We start from the raw sequence: 24,836 nt of genomic DNA, 5'->3' as shown, positions 1-24,836 counted from the left end.
CATACGTGCACTGGTTGTGATCGATACCCGTGGTGACATCGGAGTCGGAGCTTCGCGAGACCCATGAGGCCGAGCGCCGCGTGCCGGCCCAGGACGCGTTCGGGCGGCGCGCGGCGCGCCGGATGGTCCTCGTCGCCGTCGTCTCGCTGATCCTGACCGCCGGGGTGTCCACCCTCCTGGCGTTCGTCTTCGCCCGTGTCGACGCGTTGGGCGAGGCGGAGCGCAGCGCCCGTGCACTGGCGAGCGGTGTGTTCGAGCCCGCCGTCGGGAGAGTGGTCGCCGGGGACCGTGCCGCACGGGAGGCGCTCGCGCGCAGCATGTACGACCGGTCCCACGACGGCGCGGTGATCCGGGCCAACCTCTGGGGCGCCGACGGCAGGATCGTCTGGTCGACCGAGCCGGTGCTGGACGGAGTCACGCTGCCGCTGCCCGACGAGGTCCGCGCCGCGATCGACGGCGATCGGGCCTCGGCCGAGCTGAGCACCCTCGACAGCGACCAGGGCGGCTCGACCGGGCCGGGCATCGTCGAGACCTACGCGCCGCTGACCGCCCCGGACGGGCGCCGGTTCGCCGTCGAGATCTACTCCAGCGACGCGCGCGTCCAGCAGGCCACGATCTTCCTGACCAGCGTGCTGGTGCCCGCTTCGGTGGTCATCCTGGCCGTCCTGCAGCTGGCCAACATGCCGATCGCGGTGTCGATGATCCGGCGCATGGGCGAGCACGGCGCGGAGCGCGAACGGCTGCAGCGCCGGGCGATGCTCGCCTCGGACCGCGAACGTCGCGCGATCGCCGCCGAACTGCACGACGGTGTCGTCCAGCAGCTGACGGGCGTCGGCTACCTGCTCTCCTCCCTCGAACGCTCGTGGCCGGACCCGCCGGACGAGGGCGATGCGGCTCGCGCACGCCAGGGCATCACCACGGCGTCGTCGCTGGTCCGTGACTCGATCGCCACCCTGCGCAATCTCATGGTCGACATCTACCCGCCGAGCGTCGGCCGCGGCGGGCTGCCCGACGCGCTCGCGGAACTGGCCGGCCGGGTCCAAGCCACCGGCGTCGACGTCGCCGTGACCTGCGCCGTCGACGACATGGACGAGGAGCACGCCACGTTGCTCTACCGGTCCGCCCGCGAAGCCATGCAGAACGTCATGAAGCATGCCGGGGCGGCCAACGCCTGGCTGACCGTGGAACAGGACGACGGTGCCGTGGCGCTGCAGCTCGACGACGACGGTGTCGGGCCGAGCACGGAACACCCCGACCGGCGTGCGGAGGGGCATCTCGGGCTGGCCCTGCTGCGCGACAGCGTGTCGGACCTGAACGGCAGGTTGGAGCTGACGAACCGTCCCGGGGGCGGCGCCCGGTTCCGGGTGGAGCTGCCGATCCTCCATCCTCCGCACGGGCGTGCTACCGGCTCGGGTGCACCCCGGTAGCCGCCCCGCACCCGCGGCCACGGGGAGCCGGCGCGCCGGCCGCCGTCACGGTGCGTCCTCGGCCCGGCGGACGGCCCGGCGCTGCTCGGCTTCGCGCCAGCGCCGTCGTTCCTCGTCGGTGCGGGGCACGTGCGTCCGCACCGGGATCGGTGTGCCCTGGTCGTCGACCGCGACCATGGTGAAGTAGCAGCTGTTGGTGTGCCGGACGTGCTGGCGCCGGATGTCCTCGGTGGTCACGCGGATGCCGACCTCGAGCGAGGACCGTCCGGTGTAGTTGACCGCGGCCTCGAAGGTGACGAGCTCGCCGATGTGGATCGGCTCGCGGAAGACGACCCGGTCGACCGAGAGCGTCACGACGTAGCCCTGCGCGTACCGGGCGGCGCAGGTGTAGGCGACCTGGTCGAGCAGCTTGAGGACCTGCCCCCCGTGGACGTGGCCGGAGAAGTTCGACAGGTCCGGGGTCATCAGGACGGTCATGGACAGCCGGTGGCGCTCGTCGTCGGGCACGGGACTCCTCGGGGATGCGGGAGGGCGGGCTGCTCCATCATCCGGGACGGGTCAGGAGGAGGGCTCGGGATCGCCGTACTCGTCGAACCAGTGGGCGAGCCGCCCCCGGCGGCTGACCGCGCGCAGCCGGCGTTCGGTGGCCTCCCGGCCCTGGCTGGTGGTGACGACGAGCAGCTCGTCGCCGGCCCGGAGCTCGGTGTCGCTGCGCGGGACGATCGTCCGTCCCTTCCGGACGATCAGGCTGATCACGGTCGGGGTCGGCAGGCGCAGCTCGAACACGCGGACGCCGTGCAGGCGCGAGCCGGCCGGGACGACGAGGGTGAGCAGCTCGGCGTCGAGCCGGTCGAGAGGTGCCGCCTCGACCTGCAGCTCCCGCGCGGTGCCGGGGGGCAGCAGGCCCGCCCACCGGGCGACCGCGGGCAGCGGTGGACCCTGGACCAGGGTGAAGAGGGCGACGACGACGAACACGATGTCGAGGATCTGCTCGCTGCCGGGGACGCCGGCGACGATGGGGAACGTGGCGAGCACGATCGGCACCGCGCCGCGGAGCCCGGCCCAGGACACGAACACCTGGTGGCGCCACGGCACCCGGAACGGGATCAGGCACAGCAGCACCGACAGCGGGCGGGCGAGCAGGAGCAGCACCCCACCGATCAGCAGTGCGGGTACGACGTGCCCGGGCAGCCCGCTCGGGGTGATCAGCAGCCCGAGGAGCACGAACAGGCCGATCTGGGCGAGCCAGCCCAGCCCTTCGGCGAACGACGCGGTGGCGCCGCGGTGGGGCAGGCCCGCGTTGCCCATCACGATGCCGGCCAGGTAGGCGGCGAGGAACCCGCTGGCCTGGGCGGTGCCGGCGGCGGCGAACGCGACGAGGCCGAACCCGAACGTGGCCAGCGGATACAGCCCCGACGCGGGCAGGGCGATCCGGCGCAGGGCCGCCGTGCCGGCGTACCCGACCGCCAGCCCGACCGCCGCGCCGGCGGCGAGCTGGAAGAGCAGGTTGATCCCGACGGTCACGACGCTCGTCTCGTGCAGCGACGTGGTGGCGAACAGCAGGACCAGGATGACGGTGGGGGCGTCGTTGAACCCCGACTCGGCTTCGAGCAGCCCGGCCGTGCGACGCGACACCGGCACGGTGCGCAGGATCGAGAACACCGCGGCCGCGTCGGTGGAGGACACGATCGCCCCGAGCAGCAGCGCCGGCTGCCAGTCCATGCCCAGCAGCAGGTGGGCGCCGGCCGCGGTGACCAGCACGCTGACGCCGACGCCACCGATCGCGAGCACCGACGCCGGGGCGAGCACCGCCCGCGTGCTGGCCCACTTGGTGGTCAGGCCACCCTCGACCAGGATCACCGCCAGCGCGGCGGTGCCGAGGTTCTGGGCGAGCTGCGCGTCGTCGAACTCCAGCCCCAGCCCGTCCTCGCCGATCGCGACGCCGAGGGCGAGGAACAGCAGCAGGCTGGGCAGGCCGAGACGGGCGGCGGCGCGGGCCGCGCCGATGCTGGCCAGCACGACCGCCGCCCCCGCCAGCAGGGCGACGTAGAGCTCGGCCAGCGTCATCCGCGGCCCCGCGCTCGTGTCCTCACCGGTGCGCCTCCGCGATGTGGTCGACGTTGACTGGCGCCATCATGGCCGGGCCTCGCAAGCCGGGACCGGGTGCCCGGTGGCGCGAGCCCGTCTTGACCCGGGCCGGTCCGGGGATCACACTGTTTGACCTCGTCGAGGGGAGTACTTCCGTCGGGCCGGCTCGGTCAGGACGGACGCCTGGTGGCGTCCCCGGGTCGCCGTCCTCCCGCAGGGCGAAGGAGACCTCGAACGTACGTACGTTCGAGGAGGTCTCGTGCCCGGCTCCGTCCCGGGCGCCGCGGTGGCACCGTCCGTCGGCTCCCCGGTCCTGTGGTCGACGAGCATCGCCGTGCTCGTCGCGCTGCTGGCCGCCGACTTCCTCCTGACCCGCCGGCCGCACGCGGTGCAGATGCGCGAGGCGCTCGCCTGGTCGGCCTTCTACCTCGCGCTGCCGTTCCTGTTCGCCGCGTTCCTGTGGGCGACCTACGGCGGCCTGCCGGCACTGCAGTTCGTCACCGGCTTCCTGATGGAGAAGTCGCTGTCGGTGGACAACCTGTTCGTGTTCATCCTGTTGCTGGCCGCGTTCGCCGTCCCCCCGGAGCTCGCGCAGCGCGTGCTGCTGTTCGGGATCGCCGGTGCCCTGGTGCTGCGCGGTGTCCTGATCGCACTCGGGGCCGCGATGGTGCAGGCCGGCACGTGGGCCTTCCTGGTGTTCGGCGGGATCCTGTTCGTCACGGCGGCCAAGCTCCTGTACGGGCTGGTCACCGGCACGGACGAGATCCGCGAACCGGACGTGTCGCGGATGCGGTCGGTGCGGTTGCTGCGCATGCTGATGCCGGTCACCGACCGCTACCACGGCGTGCGGCTGTGCGTGCGCGACGGCGGGCGGCTCTCGCTCACCCCGCTGATCGTGGTCGTCGTCGCGGTGCTGGCCACCGACGTCGTGTTCGCGGTCGACTCGATTCCCGCGGTCTACGGCGTCACCGCGGACCCGTACCTCGTGTTCGCCACCAACGCGTTCGCGCTGCTCGGCCTGCGCGCGCTGTACTTCGTGCTGAAGTCCGGGCTGAGCGCGCTCGTGTACCTCAACCACGGGCTGGCGCTGATCCTCGCGTTGATCGGGGTGAAGCTGGTGCTGCACTGGGCCCACACGGTCTGGCCGGGCGTACCGGAGATCCCCACCGCGGCGTCCCTCGTCGCCGTCGTCGTGATCCTCGGGGTCGTGACGGTGGCCAGCCTGTGGGCGACCCGGACCGCTCCTGCGAGATCCGCACGGGGAGGTGAATCCTGATGCTCGAGATCCTGCAGTTCGTGGCGGCGGTGATCCTGTTCGTCTCGCTGGTCATCACCTGCCTCGTGCTGGTGCTGATCGTTCCGCCGCCGTGGCGCCGGCGTCACCCGGGCCATCGGCCGCGGCGGCACCCGGGCGGCCCGCACCGGTGAGGGAGGTGCTCAGCGGGTCAGGGCGGCCAGCACGGGCGCGGTGCGCAGCGGCACGACCTCGACCATCGAGATGACCGTGCTGGAGCGGACCACGCCGGTGCAGCCGAGCAGCACGCCGGTGACCCGGTGCAGGTCGGCGTTGTCCGCGGCGACGACCCGGACGTGCAGGTCGCCGTCGCCGGTGATCGCGTGCATCTCGCACACCTCGGGGACGGCGGAGATCTCGGCGATCGTGGCGTCGGCGTCGCCCTGACTGATCGCGAGCGTGAGGAACGCGAGTACCGGGAGCCCGGCGTGCCCGGGCCGGACCCGGACGCTCGGGGGTGCGAGCGCACCGTCGGCCTCGAGCCGGCGCAGCCGGGCGTGGACGGTGTTGCGGGCCAGCCCGAGCCGTTCCGCGAGCGCGACCACCGTCGCCGCCGGGTCGTCGTCGAGGGCCAGCAGGATCCGCGCGTCGGTCCGGTCGAGGGGACGCATGATGACCACTCCCCGCCTGCGGTTCGACAGCTGACTGCGCAGTCTGCTCAATGGTAGAGGAAAGTATTGCGCGTTTCGCCGCATCGGCGTCCTCTGGGGTCCATGCAGACCGTGACCGTTGCGCAGTACCTGGCCCGGCGGCTGGGTGAGCTGGGCGTCGAGCACCTCTTCGGCGTCCCGGGCGACTTCAGCCTGACCCTGCTCGACCACATGCTCGCCGACGGACGCCAGCAGTGGGTCGGATCGCCGAACGAGTTGAACGCCGGTTACGCCGCCGACGGCTACGCCCGCACGCGCGGCATGGCCGCCCTGGTCACCACGTTCGGGGTCGGCGAGCTCAGCGCGATCGACGCCGTCGCCGGCGCCTACGCCGAGAACGTGCCGCTCGTCCAGATCACCGGCGCCCCGCCGACCGCCGTGGCCGGGCGCGGCGCGCTGGTGCACCACACCCTCGGCGACGGCGACTTCGGGCACTTCGCCCGCGCCTACGCCGAGGTCACCGCCGACGGCGCCGTGCTCACCGCCGCCGGCGCGGCCACCCGGATCGACGAGGTGCTCGCGACCGCCGTGCGGGAGATGCGGCCGGTCTACCTGGCGGTGCCGGTCGACGTCGCCACCGCGCCGGTGCAGCCCCCGGCGGCCCCGCTGCCGGTCGGCGCGGCGGACCCGCGGGCGGTCGACCGGTTCCGCGACGCCGCCGCCGGCCTGCTCGCCGGCGCCCGCAGCGCCGTCCTGGTCGCCGGGCACCTCGTCGAGCGCACCGGCTCGGTCGACGCGTTCGCCCGGCTCACCGCCGCGGCCGCATCCCCGGTCGTCACGCTCACCTCCGCCCGCGGCGCCATCGACCCCGGCGCACCGCAGTACGCGGGTGTCTACTGCGGTGATCTCGGGGCCAAGCGCGCCGTCCTCGCCGTGGACACGGCCGATGTCGTGATCGAGGCCGGGACGCTGATGGCCGACGCCGTGACCGGCATGTTCTCCCACCGCGACGACCCGGCCCACACGATCCACCTCGGCGTGCACGCCGCGACCGTGGCCGGGCGGGTGTTCGAGGGCGTGCCGTTCGCGACCGCGCTGGAGGTGCTGACCGGGCTGGTCGACGGCCGGGTACTGCGCCGGGAGCTGCCCGACGTCCCGGCCCGCGGGCCGGAGCCGGGGGAGACCCTCGACCAGGCGGCCCTGTGGGCGCACCTGCAGCGCCTGCTGCCCCGCGGGCACCGCCTGGTCACCGACATCGGCACCACGTTCTGGGGCGCGGCCGGGATCACCCTGCCCGCCGGCACCGACGTCGTCGCCCAGCCGGTGTGGTCGTCGATCGGGTACGCGCTGCCCGCGACCCTGGGTTGCGCGGTGGCCGACCCGTCCCGCCGCCCGGTCCTGGTGATCGGCGACGGCGCCGCCCAGATGACCGTCCAGGAGCTCGGCGCGCTGGCCCGCCTGCCGCACCCGCCGATCGTGATCGTCGTCGACAACGCCGGCTACACCATCGAGCGCGCGCTGCAGAGCCCGCAGGCCGTGTACAACGACGTCGCCCCCTGGGACTGGTGCGCGCTCGCCCGCGCGTTCGCCCCCGGGGTCGACCTGCTCACCGCCGAGCCCGGCACCCCGGCCGAGCTGGACGCCGCCCTCGCCGAGGCCGTCCGGACCCCGGAACGGTGCGCGGTGCTGCACGTCCGGATACACCCGCTCGACGTGCCGGCCGGGCTGCGCGGGCTCGCCGACAAGTACCAGGGGCGCTGAGCCCCGGGCCGCCCGATCACCGGGCGGCCCCGGCCCCGGTCACCTCAGCGGGTCGAAGTGGCGCAGCACCGATCCGGTCTCGCCGCGCAGGATCTGGCCCGCGAGCAGCCGGCCGGTGAGCGGGCCCAGCGCGACCCCCCACATGCCGTGCCCGCCCGCCACGTGGACGCCCGGGGTGCGGGTGCGGCCGACCAGCGGCAGCCCGTCGGTCGTGCAGGGCCGCGACCCGACCCACTCGTCGCGGCGGGCCGCGAAGTCGATCCCGGTGAACATCGGCCCGGCCGCCTCCACGATGGCGTCCACCCGGCGCGGGTCGAGCGGCGCGTCCGGGTCGCGGAACTCCATCATCCCGGCGACCCGCAGGCCGTCCTCCGGCCCGCCGAGCGGCGTGCAGGCTACCCGCTGGGTGGGGAAGTAGATCGGGTTCCGGGGCGGCGCGTCGGGCCGCACGGTGAAGCTGTAGCCGCGGCCGGCCTGCACCAGGCGCCGGACGCCGTGCTGCCGGGCGAGCCGGCCGAGCCAGGCGCCGTTCGCGAGCACGACGTCGTCCGCCTCGAGGGCGTCGCCGTCGGTGAACCGCACGCGGGGCCGCCCGCCGTCGCCGGCGACGTCGCTCACCTCGCGGCCGGTGACGATCTCGGCGCCGGCCTCCTTCACCGCGTCGGCGAGGGAGTGCACGAACCGGCCCGGGTTGATGAACCGCTGGCCGTCGATCCGCAGCCCGCAGCGCACGCCGGGGCCGAGCGCCGGTTCGAGCTCGTGCACCGCCGCGTCGTCGAGCAGGGCGTAGTCGGTCCGCCCGCCGTCGCTGTTGACCCGCCGGAACTCGTCGAGCAGCACCTCGCGGTCGGTCTCGGAGGCGAAGGCCGCCAGCATCGGGGTCGCCGACCGGATCGGCTCCTCGACCCCGGCGCCGGTCGCCGTGGCGAGCTCGTCGTAGGCGTCCAGCGCGGAGGCGTTCGCCTCGATGAAGACCTGCAGCGCGGCGCGCCACCGCCGGTCCGTGCAGTGCCGGGCGAACCCGGCGAGGAACCCGAGCAGCCGCGGATCGAGCCGCGGCGGCACGTAGACCGGGGACTTCGGGCTCAGCAGCGCCCGGATCCCGGTCGCCAGGATCGCGGGCTCGGGCAGGGGGAGCGTGAGGGCGGGCGCGAGCCAGCCCGCGTTGCCCCACGACGCGCCCGCCGCCACCCCGTGGCGCTCCACGACCGAGACCTCGGCCCCGCCGCGCTGCAGGTGCCACGCGGTGGCGAGCCCGACGATGCCGCCACCCACCACGACGATCTTCTGGTTCCGCATGCCCCGAGTGTGGCCCTGACCTGCGGTTTTCGATGTGGTGTTTCGGCCACGTCCCCGCCGGTGGGGTTGTGCGATCTCACAACCCCCTACGGGGACCGCCGGGCCGCCAGGTGCACCATCAGCGCCAACCGGGTGGCCGGGTCGTCCGGATCCAGCCCGCACGACACCCGGACCCGGCGCAGCCGGTTCCGCACCGTGTTCGGGTGGACCCGCAACAGCTGGGACGCCCGGGCGACGCTGCCGGCGGCGGCGAGGTACGCGTCCACCGTCCCGGCGAGCTCGGTCCGGTGCTCGGCGTCGTGCCGTTCCAGCGCGACCAGCGGGCTCGCATCGTCGTGCGTGGTGAGGAACCCGCGCACCCGGTCCACCAGCACGTCGGCGAACACGTCGCGCAGGTCGGCGACCCGGGAGCCGGCCTCCCGCCGGAGCAGGACCGCGACCACGTCGCCGGCGGTGGCGGCCGAGCGGGGGAGGTCGTGGGCCGGCACCGTGTCGCCGATCCCCGCGACGACGTCCGCCCGCCCCGCCACCCGGTCCATGAAGTCGGTCAGGATCCGGCGCGCCGACGACGCGGCCAGCACGCAGTACAGGGTGTCGTCGCGGACCGCGCACACCGAGCGCGGCGCCACGGCGTTGAGGTGCAGCGTCAGCGCGCTGCCCACCCGCTCGAGCCGGCCGGGGTCGCCGCCGCGGACCGCGACGGCGGCCAGCTGTCCGGGCAGCGCCGCATCGGTGGCGGCCTCGACCGCCGTCTCGCCCCCGGACAGCAACCGTTCGAGCCGGTCGCCGCGCGTCCGGTGGGCGGCGTCCGACTCCCGCCGGGCCACCCGGAGGTGGTGCGCGACGGCCGGGCCGGCGGCCCGCAGCGCCGCCTCCTGCTCCGGGGTCGGCGGGCCCCCGGTGACCGCCCAGATGGATCCGAGCAGCTCACCGTCGCTGCGCACCGCGACCACGGCCCGCGGGCGCATCTCCAGCTCGGACAGCTCGACGACGATGACGTCGTCCGCGCAGCGGAGGCGGTCGAACACGCCCTTGCGGCCCAGGGCCCGGCGGACCTCCAGCGGAACCTGGCGGTTGAGGATCGTCTCGACCCGGGCCCGGTCCGCGGTGGCGTGGTCGCCCGCGTGTGCGACGACCACGGTGTCCGGGTCCTCGATGGTGATCGGGCAGCCGAGCAGCTCGGCGAGGTCGTGCGCCAGCCCGAACAGGTTGCTCTCGGACATGGGTTCAGGGCCGCCCGAGGGTGCACGGGATGACATCGACGACACCGACGACATCGCCGACATCGCCGCGGGGCACGTGCGGCCGCTCGCCGACGCCGAGGCCCGGGGACGACGACGGGCAGGCCGAGGCGACCGTCCCCCCGGACGTACGGTCCGGGGCGGGCGCGGCGCCTGCGAGCGTGTCGGTCGTCACGAACCCAGCGTAGGCCGGGCCCGCAGCCCGGTCGGGGCGGGCGTCGGCGGCGGGACCCGGTAGTTCGCGGGGCAGCGAGCCACCCCGGTCGAGCGCGTGGCGCGCCGACTCGCACGATCCCGCCGCAGCTGGGGCGGGAACGTGCCGCTCAGCTCCTCAGCCGCCGAGCCGCCGTCCGGCCGAGGCACACCTTTCCGTCCCGATCGGGGCGACAGCGTGCTGATCGCCAGGGGGCGGTCGATCGATGCGCACGTATCCGCCCTGCCTGGGGCGAGAACGTGCTGGTCACGCCGGTGCGGTCGGTCGATGCGCACGTTTTCGCCGTCGACGGGGCGGGAACGTGCTCATCGCCAGGGGAGAGCCGGTCGACGTGCGCGTATCCGCCCCTACCGGGGAGAGAGCGTGCGACTCACCCCGAGCGGCGCGCTCGCCCCGGCGGGCCTCGGTCAGTTCCGCACCCAGCGCCCCACGACCATGAGGGTTTTCGTGCCGGTGACCTGGCCGGTCTTCCGCAGCCGGTCGATGACGTCCTGCAGGTGGGTGACGTCCCGGACCCGGATCTGCACGAGCGCGTCCGGATCACCCGCGATGGTGTAGAGCGCCTGCACCTCGGGCAGGCCGGCGGCGGTGGCGACGATCTCCGACACCTGGGTGCTGCCGGTGTAGCGCACCTCGGTGAACGCTTCCACCGGCCACCCCAGCTTCGCGTGGTCGACCTGGGCGCTGAACCCCGTGATCACGCCGGTCTCCCGGAGCCGGTCCACCCGCCGCTTGACCGCGCCGACCGACAGCCCCACCTCCTGGGCCATGTCGGAGAAGGTCCGGCGCCCGTCTTCGACGAGCATGCGCAGCAGCTGCTCGTCGATCCGGTCGATGTCAGCCATGTCACGCTCACAAGAAATTCTCGGTATCAGACGGATGTGCTCCGGATATTGCCGACTTTGCCCCGATATCGCAGTAGTTGATTGCGCGGGACCGGTGTGCTGGCTGTCATATGGCGGAGGCGTCCGGACGACTCGAAGAGGAGCCACCACCATGCCGGGATCCATCACCGGAACCGTGTCCCTGGACGACAAGTACGTCGCGACCCGGGGCCGTGCCCTGGTCACCGGGATCCAGGCGCTCGTGCGGCTCGTGCTCGAGCAGCGGCGGCTCGACGCCCGGCGCGGTCTGGACACCCGGGCGTTCGTCTCCGGCTACCAGGGCTCCCCGCTGGGCGGGCTGGACAGCGAGCTGGGTCGCGCCGGCCGGCACCTGGAGGAGGCGGGCGTCGTCTTCCGGGCCGGGCTGAACGAGGAGCTGGCCGCGACGGCCGTCGCGGGGACGCAGCTGCTCGACGCGGTCCCGGGCCGGCGGCACGATGGCGTCACCGGCTTCTGGTACGGCAAGAACCCCGGCCTGGACCGGGCGGCCGACGCGATCCGGCACGGCATCCTGGCCGGCACCTCCCGGCTCGGCGGCGCGGTCGCGATCATCGGCGACGACCCGTCCTGCAAGTCGTCGACGGTGCCCAGCTCCTGCGAGCCGATGGCGCAGGGCCTGTCGATGCCGTTGCTCGCGCCCGGCTCGGTCGCCGAGGTCGTCGAGCACGGCCTGCACGCCGTCGCGCTGTCCCGCGCGACCGGGCTCTGGACCGGATTGAAGATCATCGCCGATGTCGCCGACGCCTCGGCGACGATCGACCTCGGCGCGCTGGACCCCGACGTCCTCGGCATCCCGCACCCGCCGCGGCAGGAGCGCCCCGCCCAGCCGGCGCTCCTCGGCCCGGCCGCGCTCGACGCCGAGTTCGACATGCTGACCCGCCGGCTCGACCTCGCCGTGCAGTACGCCCGGGAGACCGGGCTGAACCGGGTCGTCTTCGACGCGCAGCGGGCCCGGCTCGGCATCCTCGCCTCGGGCACCGGCTACGCGACCGTCCAGCGTGCGCTCGACGACCTCGGGCTCGGCGCGGCCGAGCTCGACGCGCTCGGCGTCCGCCTGATCCGGCTCGCCATGCCCTACCCGGTCGACCACGCCGTGCTCGCCACGATGACCGACGGGCTCGACGAGGTGCTCGTCGTGGAGGACAAGGTCCCCTTCCTGGAAGGCCACCTCAAGCAGGCGCTGTACGGGCGGGACCGCGCGCCGGTCGTGGTCGGCCGCCGCGACCCGGACGGCCGGCCGCTGCTGACCGCGCGCGGCCAGCTCACGGGGGAGGACGTCGCACGGGCGATCGCCGCCCGGATCGGTGCCACGGCCGGCCCGGACCGCCTGCCCGAGCGCGCCGTCCGGCACCTCGACGCGATCCGGCCGCCCCGGCCGTCGCGGATCCCGTTGCCGACCGTGACGGGGTCCTCGACGAGCGAGCTCGGCAGCCGGACCCCGTACTTCTGCTCCGGCTGCCCGCACAACACCTCCACCCGCACCGACGACGACACGCTCGTCGGCGTGGGCATCGGCTGCCACGCCATGGTCGCGCTCGACGGCCACCACCGCGGGCGCCAGATCGGCATCACCCAGATGGGCGGGGAGGGTGCACAGTGGATCGGGCTCGCGCCCTTCACCGACGACCGGCACATGGTGCAGAACCTCGGCGACGGGACGTTCCACCACTCGGGCTCGCTCGCCGTCCGCGCCGCCGTGGCCGCGGGGGTGTCGATGACCTACAAGCTGCTCTACAACGACGCCGTCGCCATGACCGGCGGGCAGCGCGCCGAGGGCAGGCTCGACGTCCCGTCGATCGTCCGCGAGCTCGCGGTCGAGGGTGTCCGGCGGATCGTCATCACCACCGACGACCCGGCGTCCTACCGCGGGGTGGAGCTCGACCCGATCGCCTCGGTCCGGCACCGCGACCGGTTCGCCGAGGCCGAGCGCGAGCTGAAGGAGGTCGAGGGCGTCACCGTCCTCATCCACGACGACCGCTGCGCCGCCGAGGAGCGCCGGCTCCGCAAGCGGGGCGTGCTGCCGGCACCGACCGAGCGGGTCGTGGTCAACGAGCGCGTGTGCGAGGGCTGCGGGGACTGCGGCGACGTCTCGACCTGCCTGTCGGTCCTGCCGGTGGACACCGAGTTCGGCCGCAAGACCCGGATCCACCAGGCCTCGTGCAACTCGGATCTCACCTGCCTGAAGGGCGACTGCCCGTCGTTCCTGCTCGTCGAGCCCGGCACCGTGCCGCGCCGCGAGATCCCGGAGCTGCCCGTCGCGCTGCCCGACCCGCAGCCGAGGTTCGACGACGACGCCCTGCTGATCCGGATGCCCGGGATCGGCGGCACCGGCGTGGTCACCGCGTCGCAGATCCTGCAGATGGCCGCGCACCTCGACGGGCGCTACGCCAGCGGGCTGGAGCAGGTCGGGCTCGCCCAGAAGGGCGGCCCGGTCGTGTCCGACATCCGGATCTCCAAGCAGCCGATCGACGGCATCCTGCGCGCCACGACCGCGACCGCCGACGTCCTGGTCGGGATGGACCTCGTCGGCACGGCCACGAGCGCGAACCTCGCCGTCGCCCGGCCGGGCCACACGGTCGCGGTCATCAACACCTCGCTGGTCCCGACCGCGGCCATGGTGACCGGGAAGGTCGTGCTGCCCGGGTCCACCGACGACGCCCTGGAGCGGATCGCGGCGGCCACCCGGGCCGACGCCGCGCTCCACGTGGACGCCCAGTGGATCTCCGAGGCGCTGTTCGGCGACCACCTGCCGACGAACATGCTGCTGCTCGGTGCCGCCTACCAGCACGGCGTCCTGCCCGTCTCGGGTGAGGCCATCGAGGAGGCGATCCGGCTCAACGGCTCCGCCGTACCGGCCACAGTGGCTGCGTTCCGCTGGGGCCGGGCCGCCGCGGTCGACCACGCCGCCGTGCTCGCCGCGCTGACCACCGAGGAACCGGAGGTCGTCGAGGTCGACACCATGTCCGAGACCGCCGCGCGCATCGCCGCCGGCACGGACACCGAGCTGGTCGACGTGCTGGCGACCCGCATCGCCGACCTGGCGGGCTACCAGGACCGCGGCTACGCCAACCGGTACGCCGAGGAGGTCCGGCGGGTCACGCGGATCGCGACCGACCTGGCCGGGGCCGAGGCGGGCCACCGGATCGGCGCCGCCTACGCCCGCGGCCTGCACAAGCTCATGGCCTACAAGGACGAGTACGAGGTGGCGCGGCTGCACCTGGACCCGGTCGAGGTGCAGCGCCGCGAGGCAGAGTACGGGCCGGACGCGACCGTGTCGGTCATGCTGCACCCGCCGGCGCTGCGCGCGCTGGGGTTGAACCGCAAGATCAAGCTCGGGTCCCGGGCGGCCGGTGCCGCCTTCCGCGCCCTGCGCGCGGCCCGCACGCTGCGCGGCACCCCGCTGGACGTGTTCGGCTACGCGGGCGTCCGCAAGGTGGAGCGCGCGCTCGTCGCCGAGTACCAGGCCGCCGTGCGCGCGGCCTGCGACCGGCTCGGCACTCCCGGCGTCGACGCCGGCACCGTCGTCGAGCTGGCGGAGGCGGCGGACCTCGTCCGGGGGTACGAGGACATCAAGCTGGCCAACGTCGAGCGGTTCCGTGCCCGGGTGGCGGAGCTGCGGTCCGGGCTGGGCGTCGCCGGCTGACCCCGGCACTCCCGCCTGCCCTCCCTGCCCTCCCTGCCCGACTCATGGAGCTTTGGTCCTGTGCCACAGGACCAAAGCTCCATGAGTGCCCCGGTGGGGTGCGTCACGGGGGCGGCGAGGGTGCGGTGGGGGGTCGGTGGGTGAGCTGCAATGATGGTCCGTGTTCGGAACGTACACGGTTCTTCGTTCGATCTTTCGATGTTGTGAGTCGATCCGGTCGCCGAGCCTGGGGTCATGCAGTCGATCGCCGCCCCCGGTTCCCTCCGTGCGACGCTCGCGCGCGGCCGCCGGCCCGCCGAGCCCCGCCCGCTCGCGATGGCGGCGGCGCTGGCGCTGCTCGCGTTCGGTGCGAACATGGCCAGCCCGCTCTACCCCGGCTACCAGGAGCGCCTCGGCTTCGACGACCTCACCCTGACGCTGATCTACGCGGTCTACGCCGCGGTGAGCGTCCCGGCGCTGCTCGTGCTCGGCCCGCTGGGGGACCGGATCGGCCGGGTCCGCATGGTCCGCGCCGGCCTCGCCGTCGCGGCGCTCGGATCGGTGTGCTTCGCGATCGGGGACGCCACGGCGTGGCTCGTCGTCGGCCGGGTACTGCAGGGCGTCGCGCTGGGCGCGGCGACCGGGGCGGGCATGGCGGTGCTGGCCGGTACGCCGTCCCGCACCCGCCGGCGCCGGGTGGCCGCGGCGGGGGCACTGGCCTTCCTCGTCGGGACGGCCGCCGGGCCGGGCCTGACCGGGCTGCTGGCCGACCTCGTCCCGGCCCCGTACGCGACCCCGCACCTCGTGCACGCCGGGCTCGTCGCCGCCGTGTACGCCTGGCTCGGGCCGGTGCCGGGGCCGGCGCCCGGTGTGGTCCTCCGGGGCCGGCCGACGGCCGTCCCGCAGCTGCCGACCCGCGACCGCGGGCCGTTCCTCGCCGCGATGGCGAACGGGTTCGTCTCCTGGGCGGTGGTCGGCCTGTTCCTCGGTCTGGTCCCGAGCGTGCTGACCCGCGCCTCCGGTGACGTCGGGACGACCGTGCTGGGGGCCGTGGCGGCACTCGTGGTCCTCGCGTCCCTGCCGGCGCAGGCCCTGCTGGCCCGGCTCGGGGCCGGCCGGGCACAGCTGGCCGGGCTGGCCCTGCTCGGCGGCGGCCTCGTCGTGCTCGTGACCTCGGGTGCGGTGGGTCCGCTCCCGCTGGTGCTCGCCACCGCGGTCGTGGCCGGGCTCGGCCACGGCCTGGCCTACGGCGGTGCCCACGGCGTCGTCGAGACGATCGCGGTCGGCGACCGCGCGGCCGGCCTCACCGCCACCGCCTACGTCGTCTACTACCTCGGCGCGGGCATCCCGACGATCGCCGTCGGGGTCCTCGCCACGGTCGTGCCGCTCGGCGTCGCGACCGGTGCGCTCGCCGGCCTGCTGCTCGCCGCGACCGCCGCCGCCTGGTGCCTGACCCGGATGGTCTCGACCGCGGGCGGCCGCGTCCACCGGCGGGCGGACGCCGACGACAGCCCGCTCGGCGACGTCGCCGCGCTCATCACGGACGTCCCCCGGGGCATCCACCTGGCGAACGGCATCCTGCACGGCCGGCGGGCCGGGACCGGCGCCGCGCTGCGCACCCTCCCGAAACGCTCACGGAACTCGGCCGCGCTCGCGCGATCGGGTGAGCGTCCCCGGGTTCGGTGAGCGTTTCGTGAGCGGGCCCCCGGGTGTGGCCGGGGCGGGTGGTGCGGGGGTGTCATGCCGGGGTGTTGACGTCGGCGAACGCCTCCCGCAGCGCGGTCCGCACGGTCCGGATCGCCGGCCGTGACGCGGCCGCCCGGCGGGCCGAGGTGAACAGCTCCCGGTGCGATGGCCCGGGCAGCCCGATCAGCCGGATCCCGTCGGTGTTGCCGGTCCACACCAGGTCCGGCAGCAGGCTGACCGCGTGCCCGGCCCGCACGAGATGGACGTGGATCTCCAGGTCGGCCGAGTCGAACCGGATGTCGGGCTCGAACCCGGCGGCCCGGCACTGCTGCACCGTCCAGTAACGGGCCGCGGTGCCCTCCGGCTCCATGATCCACGGCAGGCCCGCGGTCTCGGAGAGGTGGCGGATGCCCGAACCCTCCGGCACGGTCAGCCGCACCGGGTCGGTGCCGAGGGCCTCCCGGTCGAGCCGGTCGCGGTGGGCCCGGGTGTGCCCCGGGTACTGCTCGGCGACGGCCAGGTCGAACCCGCGGGCCTCCAGCTCGGTCAGCCCGGTCTCCGGCGGCACGACGGCGGCCTCCACCCGCAGGTGCGGGGCCGTGCCGCGCAGCCGGGTCAGGGCCCGGGGGAGCAGGGCGCGCCCGGCCGTCTCCAGGGTCGCGACGCGCACGGTCTCCTCGATCGGCCGGGTGGACTCCAGCTCGCTGCGCACGCCCTCCTCCAGGTCGAGGACCTGGGCGGCGTGCCGGGCGATGCGCCGGCCGTGGGCGGTCAGCCGGATGCGCCGGCCGTCGGGCTCGAACAGCGGGACACCGACCTCGTCCTCCAGCTTCGCCAGCTGCGCGGACACGCTCGACGGGCTGTAGTTCAGCGTGCGTGCCACCGCCGTGACGGTCTCCCGGAGCCGCAGCTCGTGCAGCAGCCGGAGCCGGTGCAGGTCCCACATGGCACACCTTTCGGCAGATCCGAACGACGGTCTTCGATTATTGCCGCTTTTCTCGAAACGTGCGGGCTGCGACCGTTCTCGGAACGACAGGCACGCTCGACGAGGGGAGCACGGCATGGGCACCGAGCAGCCGACCGCCACGGTCATCGACGAGGCGCTGGCGGACGACGCCGTCGCCCTCGCCCGGCGCTGGCTGGAGGCCAGCCGCAACGAGCCGGAGGACGCCTCGGCCCGCCGGCTCGCCGGCGTGCTGCGCGACCCGAACGGGCTGGCGTTCACGGTCGGGTTCGTCGACGGCGTGATCCGCCCGGAGGACCCGCGGGCCGCGGCCCGGCACCTGGCGTCGCTGGTGCCGATCATCCCGCGCTTCCTGCCGTTGCCGCTGCGGGCCGCCGTCCGCACCGGCGCGCTCGTCGGGAAGGTGCTGCCGGGCGTCGTCGTCCCGGTCGCCCGGGCCTCCCTGCGCCGGATGGTCCGCCACCTGGTCGTCGACGCGTCCGAGCGCCGGCTCGGGCCGGCACTCCGGCAGATCCGCCGCACCCGCCAGGACGCCCGGCTCAACATCAACCTGCTCGGCGAGGCGATCCTCGGCGAGGACGAGGCGGCCCGGCGGGTGGAGGGCACCCGCGCGCTGCTCGCCCGCGACGACGTCGACTACGTGTCGATCAAGGTGTCGTCGACCGTGGCCCCGCACGACCCGTGGTCGTTCGACCGGGCGGTCACCGACGCCGTCGAGGCGCTCGTGCCGCTGTACCGGCTGGCCCGGACGGCGCGCGGCGGGCCGAAGTTCCTCAACCTCGACATGGAGGAGTACAAGGACCTCGACCTCACCCTCGCGGTCTTCACGGCGCTGCTCGACCGGCCGGAGTTCCACGACCTGGAGGCCGGGATCGTCCTGCAGGCCTACCTGCCCGACGCCCTGTCGGTGATGGTGCGGCTGCAGGAGTGGGCGGCCGCCCGGGTCGCCCGCGGCGGCGCGCCGATCAAGGTCCGGGTGGTGAAGGGGGCCAACCTGCCGATGGAGCAGGTCGACGCCGAGCTCCACGGCTGGCCGCTGGCGACGTGCGGCAGCAAGCAGGAGTCCGACGCCTCCTACAAGGCCGTCCTCGACCACGCGCTGCGCCCCGAGCACACCGCCGCCGTGCGCATCGGCGTCGCCGGCCACAACCTGTTCGACATCGCGCTGGCCTGGCTGCTCGCCTCCCGCCGGGGCTGCACCGACGGCATCGAGGTCGAGATGCTGCTCGGCATGGCGACCGCGCAGGCCGAGGCGGTCCGCGCCGACGTCGGCTCGCTGCTGCTCTACACCCCGGTCGTGCACCCGGACGAGTTCGACGTCGCGATCGCCTACCTGATCCGGCGGCTCGAGGAGGGGGCCTCGCACGAGAACTTCATGTCGGCGGCCTTCGACCTCGACTCCGACCCGGGCCTGTTCGAGCGGGAGAAGCAGCGGTTCCTCGGCTCGGTCGCCGCGATGCCGGCCGAGCCGCCCGCCCCGAACCGGGTGCAGGACCGCACCCGGCCGGAGCCGCCGGCGCCGCTGCACGGGTTCGCCAACACCCCCGACACCGACACCGCGGTCGCGGTGAACCGGGGGTGGGGGGCGGCGATCCGGGCCCGGATGCGGGACTCGGTGCTCGGCGAGCGGACCGCGGCGGAGGGCACGATCACCTCCCGGGACGAGCTGGAGCAGGTCGTGACCGGTGCCCGGTCGGCCGGCGAGCAGTGGCGCGCGCTCGGCGCCGACAAGCGGGCCGAGATCCTGCACCGGGCCGGCGAGGAGCTCGCGGCCCGGCGCGCGGACCTGCTGGAGGTCATGGGCTCGGAGTGCGGCAAGGTGCTCGAGCAGGGCGACCCGGAGGTCGGCGAGGCGATCGACTTCGCGCACTACTACGCCGAGGCGGGCCGCCGGCTCGAGACCGTCGAGGGTGCGCGGTTCACGCCGTCGCAGCTGACCGTGGTGACCCCGCCGTGGAACTTCCCCGTGGCGATCCCGGCCGGGTCGACGATGGCGGCGCTCGCCGCGGGCTCGCCGGTGGTGTTCAAGCCGGCGGAGCCGGCCCGGCGCTGCGGCGCGGTGGTGGCCGAGGCGCTCTGGGCGGCGGGGGTCCCGCGCGACGTGCTGCGCTACGTCCAGCTCGACGAGGGCGACCTCGGGCCCGAGCTCATCGCGCACCCGCACGTCGACCGGGTGATCCTCACCGGTGCCTACGAGACCGCCGAGCTGTTCCGCTCGCTGCGGCCGGACCTGCCGCTGCTCGCCGAGACCAGCGGCAAGAACGCGATCATCGTGACGCCCAGCGCCGACCTCGACCTGGCCGCCCGGGACGTGGCCCGCTCGGCCTTCGGGCACGCGGGGCAGAAGTGCTCGGCCGCGTCGCTGGTCGTGCTCGTCGGATCGGTCGCCACCTCGAAGCGGTTCCGCCGCCAGCTCCTGGACGCGGTGTCCTCGCTGCGGGTCGGGCGACCGTGGGAGGAGGGCGCCCAGGTCGGGCCGCTGATCGGCCCGGCAGGGGGCAAGCTGGCATCGGCGCTGACCACGCTCGGCCCCGGGGAGCGCTGGGTGATCACCCCGGAGCGCCTCGACGAGGCCGGGACGCTGTGGCGGCCCGGGGTCCGGGAGGGCGTGCGCCCCGAGTCGGAGTACCACCTCACCGAGTACTTCGGACCGGTGCTCGGGATCATGACCGCGGAGACCCTCGACGAGGCGATCGCCCTGGTCAACCGGATCGAGTACGGGCTCACCTCGGGCCTGCACTCGCTCGACCCGGACGAGATCGACACCTGGCTGCGCACGGTCGAGGCGGGCAACCTCTACGTCAACCGGGGCATCACCGGCGCGATCGTGCAGCGCCAGCCGTTCGGCGGGTGGAAGAAGTCATGCGTCGGCGCCGGCACCAAGGCGGGTGGGCCGAACTACCTGGTCGGCCTCGGGAGCTGGACCGACGCCCCGGTCCGCTCCACCGGTGACGACGACCCGCTCGCCCGGCAGGTGCTGCACGGCGCCCGGGCGGCCGGGATCGGCGACGACGACCTGGCCTGGCTGGCCGGCGCGCTGGCCACCGACGCCGCGGCCTGGCGGGACGAGTTCGGCGTCGCCCGCGACGCCACCGGCCTGACCTGCGAGCACAACGTGCTGCGCTACCACCCAACACCGGTCACCGTCCGCTACGCCGGTGACCGCCCGGTGGAGCTGCTGCGGATCGTCGCCGCCGGTGCCCGGGCCACGGCGCCGGTCACCGTGAGCACGGCCGCGCCGCTGCCCGCGCCGCTGCACGACCGGCTCGTCGCGCTCGGCGCGTCGGTGCGGCACGAGGACACCGGTGCCTGGCGGGCCCACGCCCGCGAGCTCGGCGTCCGGGGCGGGCGGCTCCGGCTCGTCGGGGCCGGAGCCGACGAGGTCGTCACGGCGACCGGCGGATCGCCTGCGCTGGCGGTCTACGACGGCCCGGTCGTCTCCGCGGGGCGGGTCGAGCTGCTGACCTTCCTGCGCGAGCAGGCCGTCTCCGTGACCGCGCACCGGTTCGGGACACCGCATCCCTACGATGTCCCGGCCGTCGTGCCGGCCGCCTCGTAGACCGTCCTCCCGCCACGAGCAAAGGAGCTCCGTCATGTCGGACCAGACCTTCCAGATCGCCGCGCTGGTCGCCTACTTCGCGGCGATGGTCGGCATCGGCTGGTACGCCTACCGGCGGACCACCGACCACGAGGACTACCTGCTGGGCGGGCGCCGGCTCCCGGCCTGGGCGGCCGCGCTCAGCGCGGGCGCGTCGGACATGTCGGGCTGGCTGATGATGGGCCTGCCCGGGGCGATCTATGCGACGGGCCTGGTCGAGGTGTGGATCGCGATCGGCCTGACCGCCGGTGCGTACCTGAACTGGCGGTACGTGGCCCCCCGGCTGCGGTCCTACACCGAGGTCGCGCAGAACTCGATCACGATCCCGAGCTTCTTCGAGAACCGCCTGCGCGACACCTCGCGGGCGCTGCGCGTGGTCTCCGGCCTGATCATCCTGGTGTTCTTCACGTTCTACGTGTCGTCGATGATGGTCGCGGGCGGCGAGTTCTTCCAGCTCACCTTCGGCGGGTCGTACCTGACCGGGATGGTGCTGGTCGCCGCCGTGACCCTGCTCTACACGACGATGGGCGGGTTCCTCGGCGCGTCGCTGACCGACGTCGCCCAGGGCGTGATGATGATGATCGCGCTGGTGGTCGTGCCGGTCATCGCGATCGCCGTGGTCGGCGGCCCGGCCGAGACCACGGCCGGGATCCGGGAGGTCGACCCGCAGCGCCTGTCGGTGCTGGGCGGTGCGGGCCTGTCCGCGGCGAGCGTCCTCGGCATCGTCTCCGCCGCGGCGTGGGGGCTGGGCTACTTCGGCCAGCCGCACGTCATCGTGCGGTTCATGGCCATGCGCGACGCCGCGTCGGCCGTCGCCGCGCGCCGCATCGGGATGAGCTGGATGATCGTGTCGCTGGTCGGCGCGGTCACGTGCGGCGCCGTCGGCATCGCGTTCTTCCACCGCACCGGGCACCCGCTGGACAACCCGGAGCTGGTGGTGCTGGCGATGTCGGAGATCCTGCTGCACCCGCTGGTCGCCGGCTTCGTGTTCGCCGCGGTGCTGGCGGCGGTCATGAGCACCGTGTCCAGCCAGCTGATCGTCTGCTCGTCGGCGTTCGTCGAGGACCTCTACAAGGTCGTCGGCCGGGACACCTCGCCGCGCGCCCTGATGACGCTCGGCCGGGTGTGCGTGCTGGCCGTGGCCGTGATCGCGGGCCTGCTCGCGATCAACCCGAGCGACACCATCCTCGACCTGGTCGGGTTCGCCTGGGCCGGGTTCGGGGCCTCGTTCGGGCCGGCGATCCTGCTGTGCCTGTTCTGGCGCCGGCTCACGAACTGGGGCGCGCTGGCCGGCATGGTCGCCGGCGCGGTCACCGTGTTCGTCTGGGACGCCTACGGGCCGCTGATCGGCGGGGTCGAGCTGTACGAGATCGTGCCCGCCTTCCTGGTCAACGTGCTGGTCGCCGTCGTGGTGAGCCGGTGGACCTGGTCCGCGGACGCCGAGATCGACCGCGAGTTCGACGCGGCGGTCGAGCTCGCCGGTGCCTCGAGGGCGACGGCGTCCTGACCGCCCGGCTCAGCCGCTGATGCCGTACTGGCGGATCTTCCGGTACAGGGTCGAGCGGGCCAGGCCGAGCGCCGCGGCGGCGGCCTTCCGGTTGCCGTTCGCCTCCCGGAGCGCGGCCACGATCGCGTCCCGCTCGACCTGGTCCACGGGACGCAGCGCGCTGCGCGGCACGCTCTGGCAGTACGCCGGCAGGTCGGCCGCCTCGATCGGCCCGACCGGCCGGGCCCGGAGCGCCGCGGCCAGCGCGTCCCGCAGCTCACGGATGTTGCCGGGCCAGCGGTAGCCGGCGACGACCCGCTGCGCCTCCCGGGACAGGTGCACCTCCCGGTGCGGCGCCAGCTCCGCCAGCAGCGCGGCCGTGAGCGCCGGGAGGTCGGTGCCGCGATGGCGCAGCGGTGGCACGACGACCGACGTCGTGAACAGGCCCAGCAGTGCCTGGTGGAACGGGCCGAACTCCGCCGTCCCGGACGCGGTCGCCCCGAGCGTCCCGATCCGGGTGCCGTCCGGCTGCAGGGCGCCGACGAGCTCGCCCATCGCCGCGCCGGGCACCCGCTCGATCTCCTGCAGGACGTGCAGGGTCGGTGTCGCCGGGGGCGTGGCCAGCCGGGCGGCGACGCCGTGCGGGTCGTCGGCGACCTCCCGTGCCGGGACGGCGACGACCGTGCCGCGCGGGTGCCGTGCCCGGAACCGTTCCCGCAGCAGCGCCGACCGGCCGCTGCCGGGCTCGCCGAGCACCAGGACCGGCTCGCCGCGGTCCACCGCGGCCCCGGCCGCGGCCGCGGCGGCGGACCAGGCCGGGGTACCGCTGTCGACCACCCGCGGCGGGGCCTCCGCCGTCGTGGTGCCGGGCTCGTCGAGCACCGTCAGCAGGCACACCATCCCGGCGACCTCGTCGCCCGCGGTGACGGTCGAGCCCCGGAGCCGGACCCGGGTGCCCGAGGGCAGGTCGATCCGGTCGTCGACCCGGGCGTGGTGGACCATCAGGAACCGCACGTGGTCGTGCAGTGCGGCCTGGTCGGACTGGTCGATCGCGGTCTGGGCCCGGGTGTTCGCCATGACGATCCGGGGGCCGACGGCGAGGACCGCGCCCCGGCCGCGTGCCTCGACCCGCGAGTACAGGTCGAACAGCGCCTGCTGGCCCTGGTTCCGGTCGGCGACCAGGTCCTGCTCGATCCGTGCCGCGGCGCTCCGCACCAGCGAGTGCAGGATCGGCGTCGAGTGCTCGGCGTAGCAGCTGATGTCGAGCACGCCCTCGATGCGTCCGGTGAACGGGTCCCGCACCGGGGCCCCGGTGCACGCGAACGGCTGCAGGGACTCGACGAAGTGCTCGGCGCTGAAGATCTCGACCGACCGGCCCGACTCCAGGACCGTGCCGACGCCGTTGGTGCCCACGGACCGCTCGGCGTAGCCGAATCCTTGCGCGAACGAGTGCCGGTCGGCCACGCGGGCGAACGACGGGGCGCCGTCCTTGCGCACCAGGATGCGCGCGTCGCCGTCGGTCAGGGCCACGCACATCGGGAGGGCGCCCAGCTGCTCGACGAGCTGGTCCATCACCGGCTCGGCGCACCGGACGAGCCGGGACCCGAAGTCCAGCCCGGTGAAGTAGGGGCTCTCCACGGCCGAGGGCTGCACGCCGCACGAGAGGCTGCGCCGCCAGGACGCGACCACGTGGCCGGGGACGGCACCGCGCCCCGGGTCGAGCCCTCCCTCGAGGAAGTCCGCGCGCGCCGCGGCGAGCTGGAACCGGCGGTCCGCGATGTCCGTCACCGGCGAAGGCACCTCCTCGTGTCGTCGGTCACATCGTGCGCCCCGGGTCAAGGCCGCGGGGTGTCCGGATTTCGGACACGGAGCGGCGGCCGGCGGAGCTCAGCGGACCGACAGGCCCGCCGCCAGCAGCTGCGCGAACAGCCGCACGAGGTCCAGGTCCTCGTCGCTCAGGTCGCCGGGGTGCAGCGAGTCCAGGGTCAGCAGCCCGAGGGGACGCTCCCCGGCGGCGACGGTGACCGCGATGAACGTCCGGTACTCGGCGATGTCGGTCCAGCCCAGCAGGTGGATCGCCTGGACGTCGGTGACGATCATCGAGTCCAGGCTGTCGACCAGCGCGAACACCTGCGCCTCCGCCGGGTCGGCCGGATCGAAGCGGGCCCGCGGCGGCTTGTTGCGGCCGTGCCAGGCACGCAGCCGCAGCGTCCGGCCGCCGGTCTCCGGGTCGTCCTCCAGCCCGTAGAAGCACGACCGGCTGCGTTCCGGGCCGACGTACTCGGCGGCGAAGCCGACGGTCATCTGGCGCAGCGACTGGCGGGCCTCCCGGCGCGCGATCGCGGTCGGCGCGGTGAGCACGTCGGTCACGGCCAGCGACAGCGGGATCAGCATGTCGTTGGTGGTCACCTTGTACTCGGCGAGCTTCTCCGCGGCCATCCGCTCGGCGGTGGCGATCCGGCCGCGCTCGCGCCGGATCTCCAGCGCGGGCAGCAGCACGGTCAGCGCCGACGCGAGCACGCCGATCGTGACCAGCGACGCCTGGGTGACCCCGGAGAGGTTCTCGCTGAAGTAGACCTGCGTGATCCACGCCGCCGACGACGCGACCGCCGGCAGCGGCAGGTTCCACCAGGCAGCCGGTGGGAGCCACCGTCGCCGTCCTGCCACCGACCCCCCTCGACT

At 74.5% G+C, this 24,836-nt stretch carries 18 protein-coding genes; 8 read left to right on the top strand and 10 right to left on the bottom strand.

The genetic code is table 11. The features are described from left to right. Positions 1 to 32 precede the first annotated feature (32 nt). On the top strand, positions 33 to 1,427 hold the full coding sequence (locus H7X46_RS30950) for a histidine kinase (RefSeq protein WP_222131425.1): 1,395 nt from the start codon (positions 33 to 35) through the stop codon (positions 1,425 to 1,427). 45 nt (positions 1,428 to 1,472) lie between these two features. Here the strand turns inward: H7X46_RS30950 and H7X46_RS24915 are convergent, their stop codons facing one another. Beyond that, complete coding sequence (locus tag H7X46_RS24915) at positions 1,473 to 1,904, bottom strand: acyl-CoA thioesterase (RefSeq protein ID WP_186362892.1); 432 nt, start codon at positions 1,902 to 1,904, stop codon at positions 1,473 to 1,475. An 81-nt stretch (positions 1,905 to 1,985) separates the two neighbouring features. Next, a complete protein-coding gene (locus H7X46_RS24910) occupies positions 1,986 to 3,494 on the bottom strand; it encodes a potassium/proton antiporter (RefSeq protein ID WP_186361669.1) in 1,509 nt (502 codons plus the stop codon). A gap of 280 nt (positions 3,495 to 3,774) precedes the next feature. Between H7X46_RS24910 and H7X46_RS24905 the strand changes: the two genes are divergently transcribed. After that, the gene (locus H7X46_RS24905) at positions 3,775 to 4,791 is read left to right on the top strand and encodes a TerC/Alx family metal homeostasis membrane protein (RefSeq protein ID WP_370588948.1); all 1,017 of its coding nucleotides are present in this window, start codon (positions 3,775 to 3,777) and stop codon (positions 4,789 to 4,791) included. Next, complete coding sequence (locus H7X46_RS24900) at positions 4,791 to 4,943, top strand: hypothetical protein (RefSeq protein ID WP_186361668.1); 153 nt, start codon at positions 4,791 to 4,793, stop codon at positions 4,941 to 4,943. Before H7X46_RS24905 ends, H7X46_RS24900 begins: the two co-directional genes overlap by 1 nt. Before the next feature lie 9 nt (positions 4,944 to 4,952). Here the strand turns inward: H7X46_RS24900 and H7X46_RS24895 are convergent, their stop codons facing one another. Next, positions 4,953 to 5,420: an Lrp/AsnC family transcriptional regulator gene (locus H7X46_RS24895; protein WP_186361667.1), complete on the bottom strand. Its 468-nt coding sequence runs from the start codon at positions 5,418 to 5,420 to the stop codon at positions 4,953 to 4,955. A 102-nt stretch (positions 5,421 to 5,522) separates the two neighbouring features. Here H7X46_RS24895 and H7X46_RS24890 point away from each other — a divergent pair, with 102 nt between their 5' ends. After that, positions 5,523 to 7,160, top strand: a complete 1,638-nt coding sequence (locus H7X46_RS24890) for an alpha-keto acid decarboxylase family protein (protein ID WP_186361666.1) — start codon at positions 5,523 to 5,525, stop codon at positions 7,158 to 7,160. Positions 7,161 to 7,199: 39 nt separating this feature from the next. On the opposite strand, the gene H7X46_RS24885 is transcribed toward H7X46_RS24890, so the two are convergent. From H7X46_RS24885 to H7X46_RS24870, 4 genes are all read right to left on the bottom strand, one after another. Further along, complete coding sequence (locus H7X46_RS24885; protein ID WP_186361665.1) at positions 7,200 to 8,459, bottom strand: FAD-binding oxidoreductase; 1,260 nt, start codon at positions 8,457 to 8,459, stop codon at positions 7,200 to 7,202. A gap of 86 nt (positions 8,460 to 8,545) precedes the next feature. Beyond that, positions 8,546 to 9,682 (bottom strand): CdaR family transcriptional regulator, encoded by a 1,137-nt coding sequence (locus tag H7X46_RS24880; RefSeq protein WP_186361664.1) that lies wholly within the window; start codon positions 9,680 to 9,682, stop codon positions 8,546 to 8,548. A 4-nt stretch (positions 9,683 to 9,686) separates the two neighbouring features. Next, positions 9,687 to 9,875, bottom strand: coding sequence for a hypothetical protein (locus tag H7X46_RS24875; protein ID WP_186361663.1), 189 nt, complete (start codon positions 9,873 to 9,875; stop codon positions 9,687 to 9,689). A gap of 446 nt (positions 9,876 to 10,321) precedes the next feature. Continuing rightward, a complete protein-coding gene (locus tag H7X46_RS24870; RefSeq protein WP_186361662.1) occupies positions 10,322 to 10,759 on the bottom strand; it encodes an Lrp/AsnC family transcriptional regulator in 438 nt (145 codons plus the stop codon). A gap of 151 nt (positions 10,760 to 10,910) precedes the next feature. On the opposite strand from H7X46_RS24870, the gene H7X46_RS24865 reads away from it, so the two are divergent. Together H7X46_RS24865 and H7X46_RS24860 are read left to right on the top strand one after the other, a co-directional pair. Next, a complete protein-coding gene (locus tag H7X46_RS24865) occupies positions 10,911 to 14,441 on the top strand; it encodes an indolepyruvate ferredoxin oxidoreductase family protein (RefSeq protein WP_186361661.1) in 3,531 nt (1,176 codons plus the stop codon). A 234-nt stretch (positions 14,442 to 14,675) separates the two neighbouring features. After that, positions 14,676 to 16,106, top strand: coding sequence for an MFS transporter (locus H7X46_RS24860; protein WP_186361660.1), 1,431 nt, complete (start codon positions 14,676 to 14,678; stop codon positions 16,104 to 16,106). A 52-nt stretch (positions 16,107 to 16,158) separates the two neighbouring features. Here the strand turns inward: H7X46_RS24860 and H7X46_RS24855 are convergent, their stop codons facing one another. Continuing rightward, positions 16,159 to 17,052 (bottom strand): LysR family transcriptional regulator, encoded by an 894-nt coding sequence (locus tag H7X46_RS24855; RefSeq protein ID WP_186361659.1) that lies wholly within the window; start codon positions 17,050 to 17,052, stop codon positions 16,159 to 16,161. A 115-nt stretch (positions 17,053 to 17,167) separates the two neighbouring features. Between H7X46_RS24855 and H7X46_RS24850 the strand changes: the two genes are divergently transcribed. After that, positions 17,168 to 20,629: a bifunctional proline dehydrogenase/L-glutamate gamma-semialdehyde dehydrogenase gene (locus H7X46_RS24850; protein WP_186361658.1), complete on the top strand. Its 3,462-nt coding sequence runs from the start codon at positions 17,168 to 17,170 to the stop codon at positions 20,627 to 20,629. Positions 20,630 to 20,663: 34 nt separating this feature from the next. Next, positions 20,664 to 22,175 (top strand): sodium/proline symporter PutP, encoded by a 1,512-nt coding sequence (putP, locus tag H7X46_RS24845; RefSeq protein WP_186361657.1) that lies wholly within the window; start codon positions 20,664 to 20,666, stop codon positions 22,173 to 22,175. Positions 22,176 to 22,184: 9 nt separating this feature from the next. Here the strand turns inward: putP and H7X46_RS30945 are convergent, their stop codons facing one another. Beyond that, on the bottom strand, positions 22,185 to 23,942 hold the full coding sequence (locus tag H7X46_RS30945; protein WP_186361656.1) for a helix-turn-helix domain-containing protein: 1,758 nt from the start codon (positions 23,940 to 23,942) through the stop codon (positions 22,185 to 22,187). 99 nt (positions 23,943 to 24,041) lie between these two features. After that, positions 24,042 to 24,821, bottom strand: a complete 780-nt coding sequence (locus H7X46_RS30940; RefSeq protein ID WP_186361655.1) for a GAF domain-containing protein — start codon at positions 24,819 to 24,821, stop codon at positions 24,042 to 24,044. Positions 24,822 to 24,836: the final 15 nt, after the last annotated feature.

Source organism: Pseudonocardia sp. C8, from assembly GCF_014267175.1.
Classification (GTDB): domain Bacteria; phylum Actinomycetota; class Actinomycetes; order Mycobacteriales; family Pseudonocardiaceae; genus Pseudonocardia.
Note: the sequence above shows the minus strand (reverse complement) of the source record. Positions and strands in the feature narration are given on the sequence as shown.

Coding starts and splice junctions, on each gene's coding strand:
- H7X46_RS24880 (WP_186361664.1), bottom strand. CDS start 9,682: ATGTCCGAGAGCAACCTGTTCGGGCTGGCGCACGACCTCGCCGAGCTG.
- H7X46_RS24890 (WP_186361666.1), top strand. CDS start 5,523: ATGCAGACCGTGACCGTTGCGCAGTACCTGGCCCGGCGGCTGGGTGAG.
- H7X46_RS24855 (WP_186361659.1), bottom strand. CDS start 17,052: ATGTGGGACCTGCACCGGCTCCGGCTGCTGCACGAGCTGCGGCTCCGG.
- H7X46_RS24860 (WP_186361660.1), top strand. CDS start 14,676: ATGCAGTCGATCGCCGCCCCCGGTTCCCTCCGTGCGACGCTCGCGCGC.
- H7X46_RS24870 (WP_186361662.1), bottom strand. CDS start 10,759: ATGGCTGACATCGACCGGATCGACGAGCAGCTGCTGCGCATGCTCGTC.
- H7X46_RS24895 (WP_186361667.1), bottom strand. CDS start 5,420: ATGCGTCCCCTCGACCGGACCGACGCGCGGATCCTGCTGGCCCTCGAC.
- H7X46_RS24900 (WP_186361668.1), top strand. CDS start 4,791: ATGCTCGAGATCCTGCAGTTCGTGGCGGCGGTGATCCTGTTCGTCTCG.
- H7X46_RS24850 (WP_186361658.1), top strand. CDS start 17,168: ATGGGCACCGAGCAGCCGACCGCCACGGTCATCGACGAGGCGCTGGCG.
- putP (WP_186361657.1), top strand. CDS start 20,664: ATGTCGGACCAGACCTTCCAGATCGCCGCGCTGGTCGCCTACTTCGCG.
- H7X46_RS24865 (WP_186361661.1), top strand. CDS start 10,911: ATGCCGGGATCCATCACCGGAACCGTGTCCCTGGACGACAAGTACGTC.
- H7X46_RS24910 (WP_186361669.1), bottom strand. CDS start 3,494: ATGACGCTGGCCGAGCTCTACGTCGCCCTGCTGGCGGGGGCGGCGGTC.
- H7X46_RS24885 (WP_186361665.1), bottom strand. CDS start 8,459: ATGCGGAACCAGAAGATCGTCGTGGTGGGTGGCGGCATCGTCGGGCTC.
- H7X46_RS24915 (WP_186362892.1), bottom strand. CDS start 1,904: ATGACCGTCCTGATGACCCCGGACCTGTCGAACTTCTCCGGCCACGTC.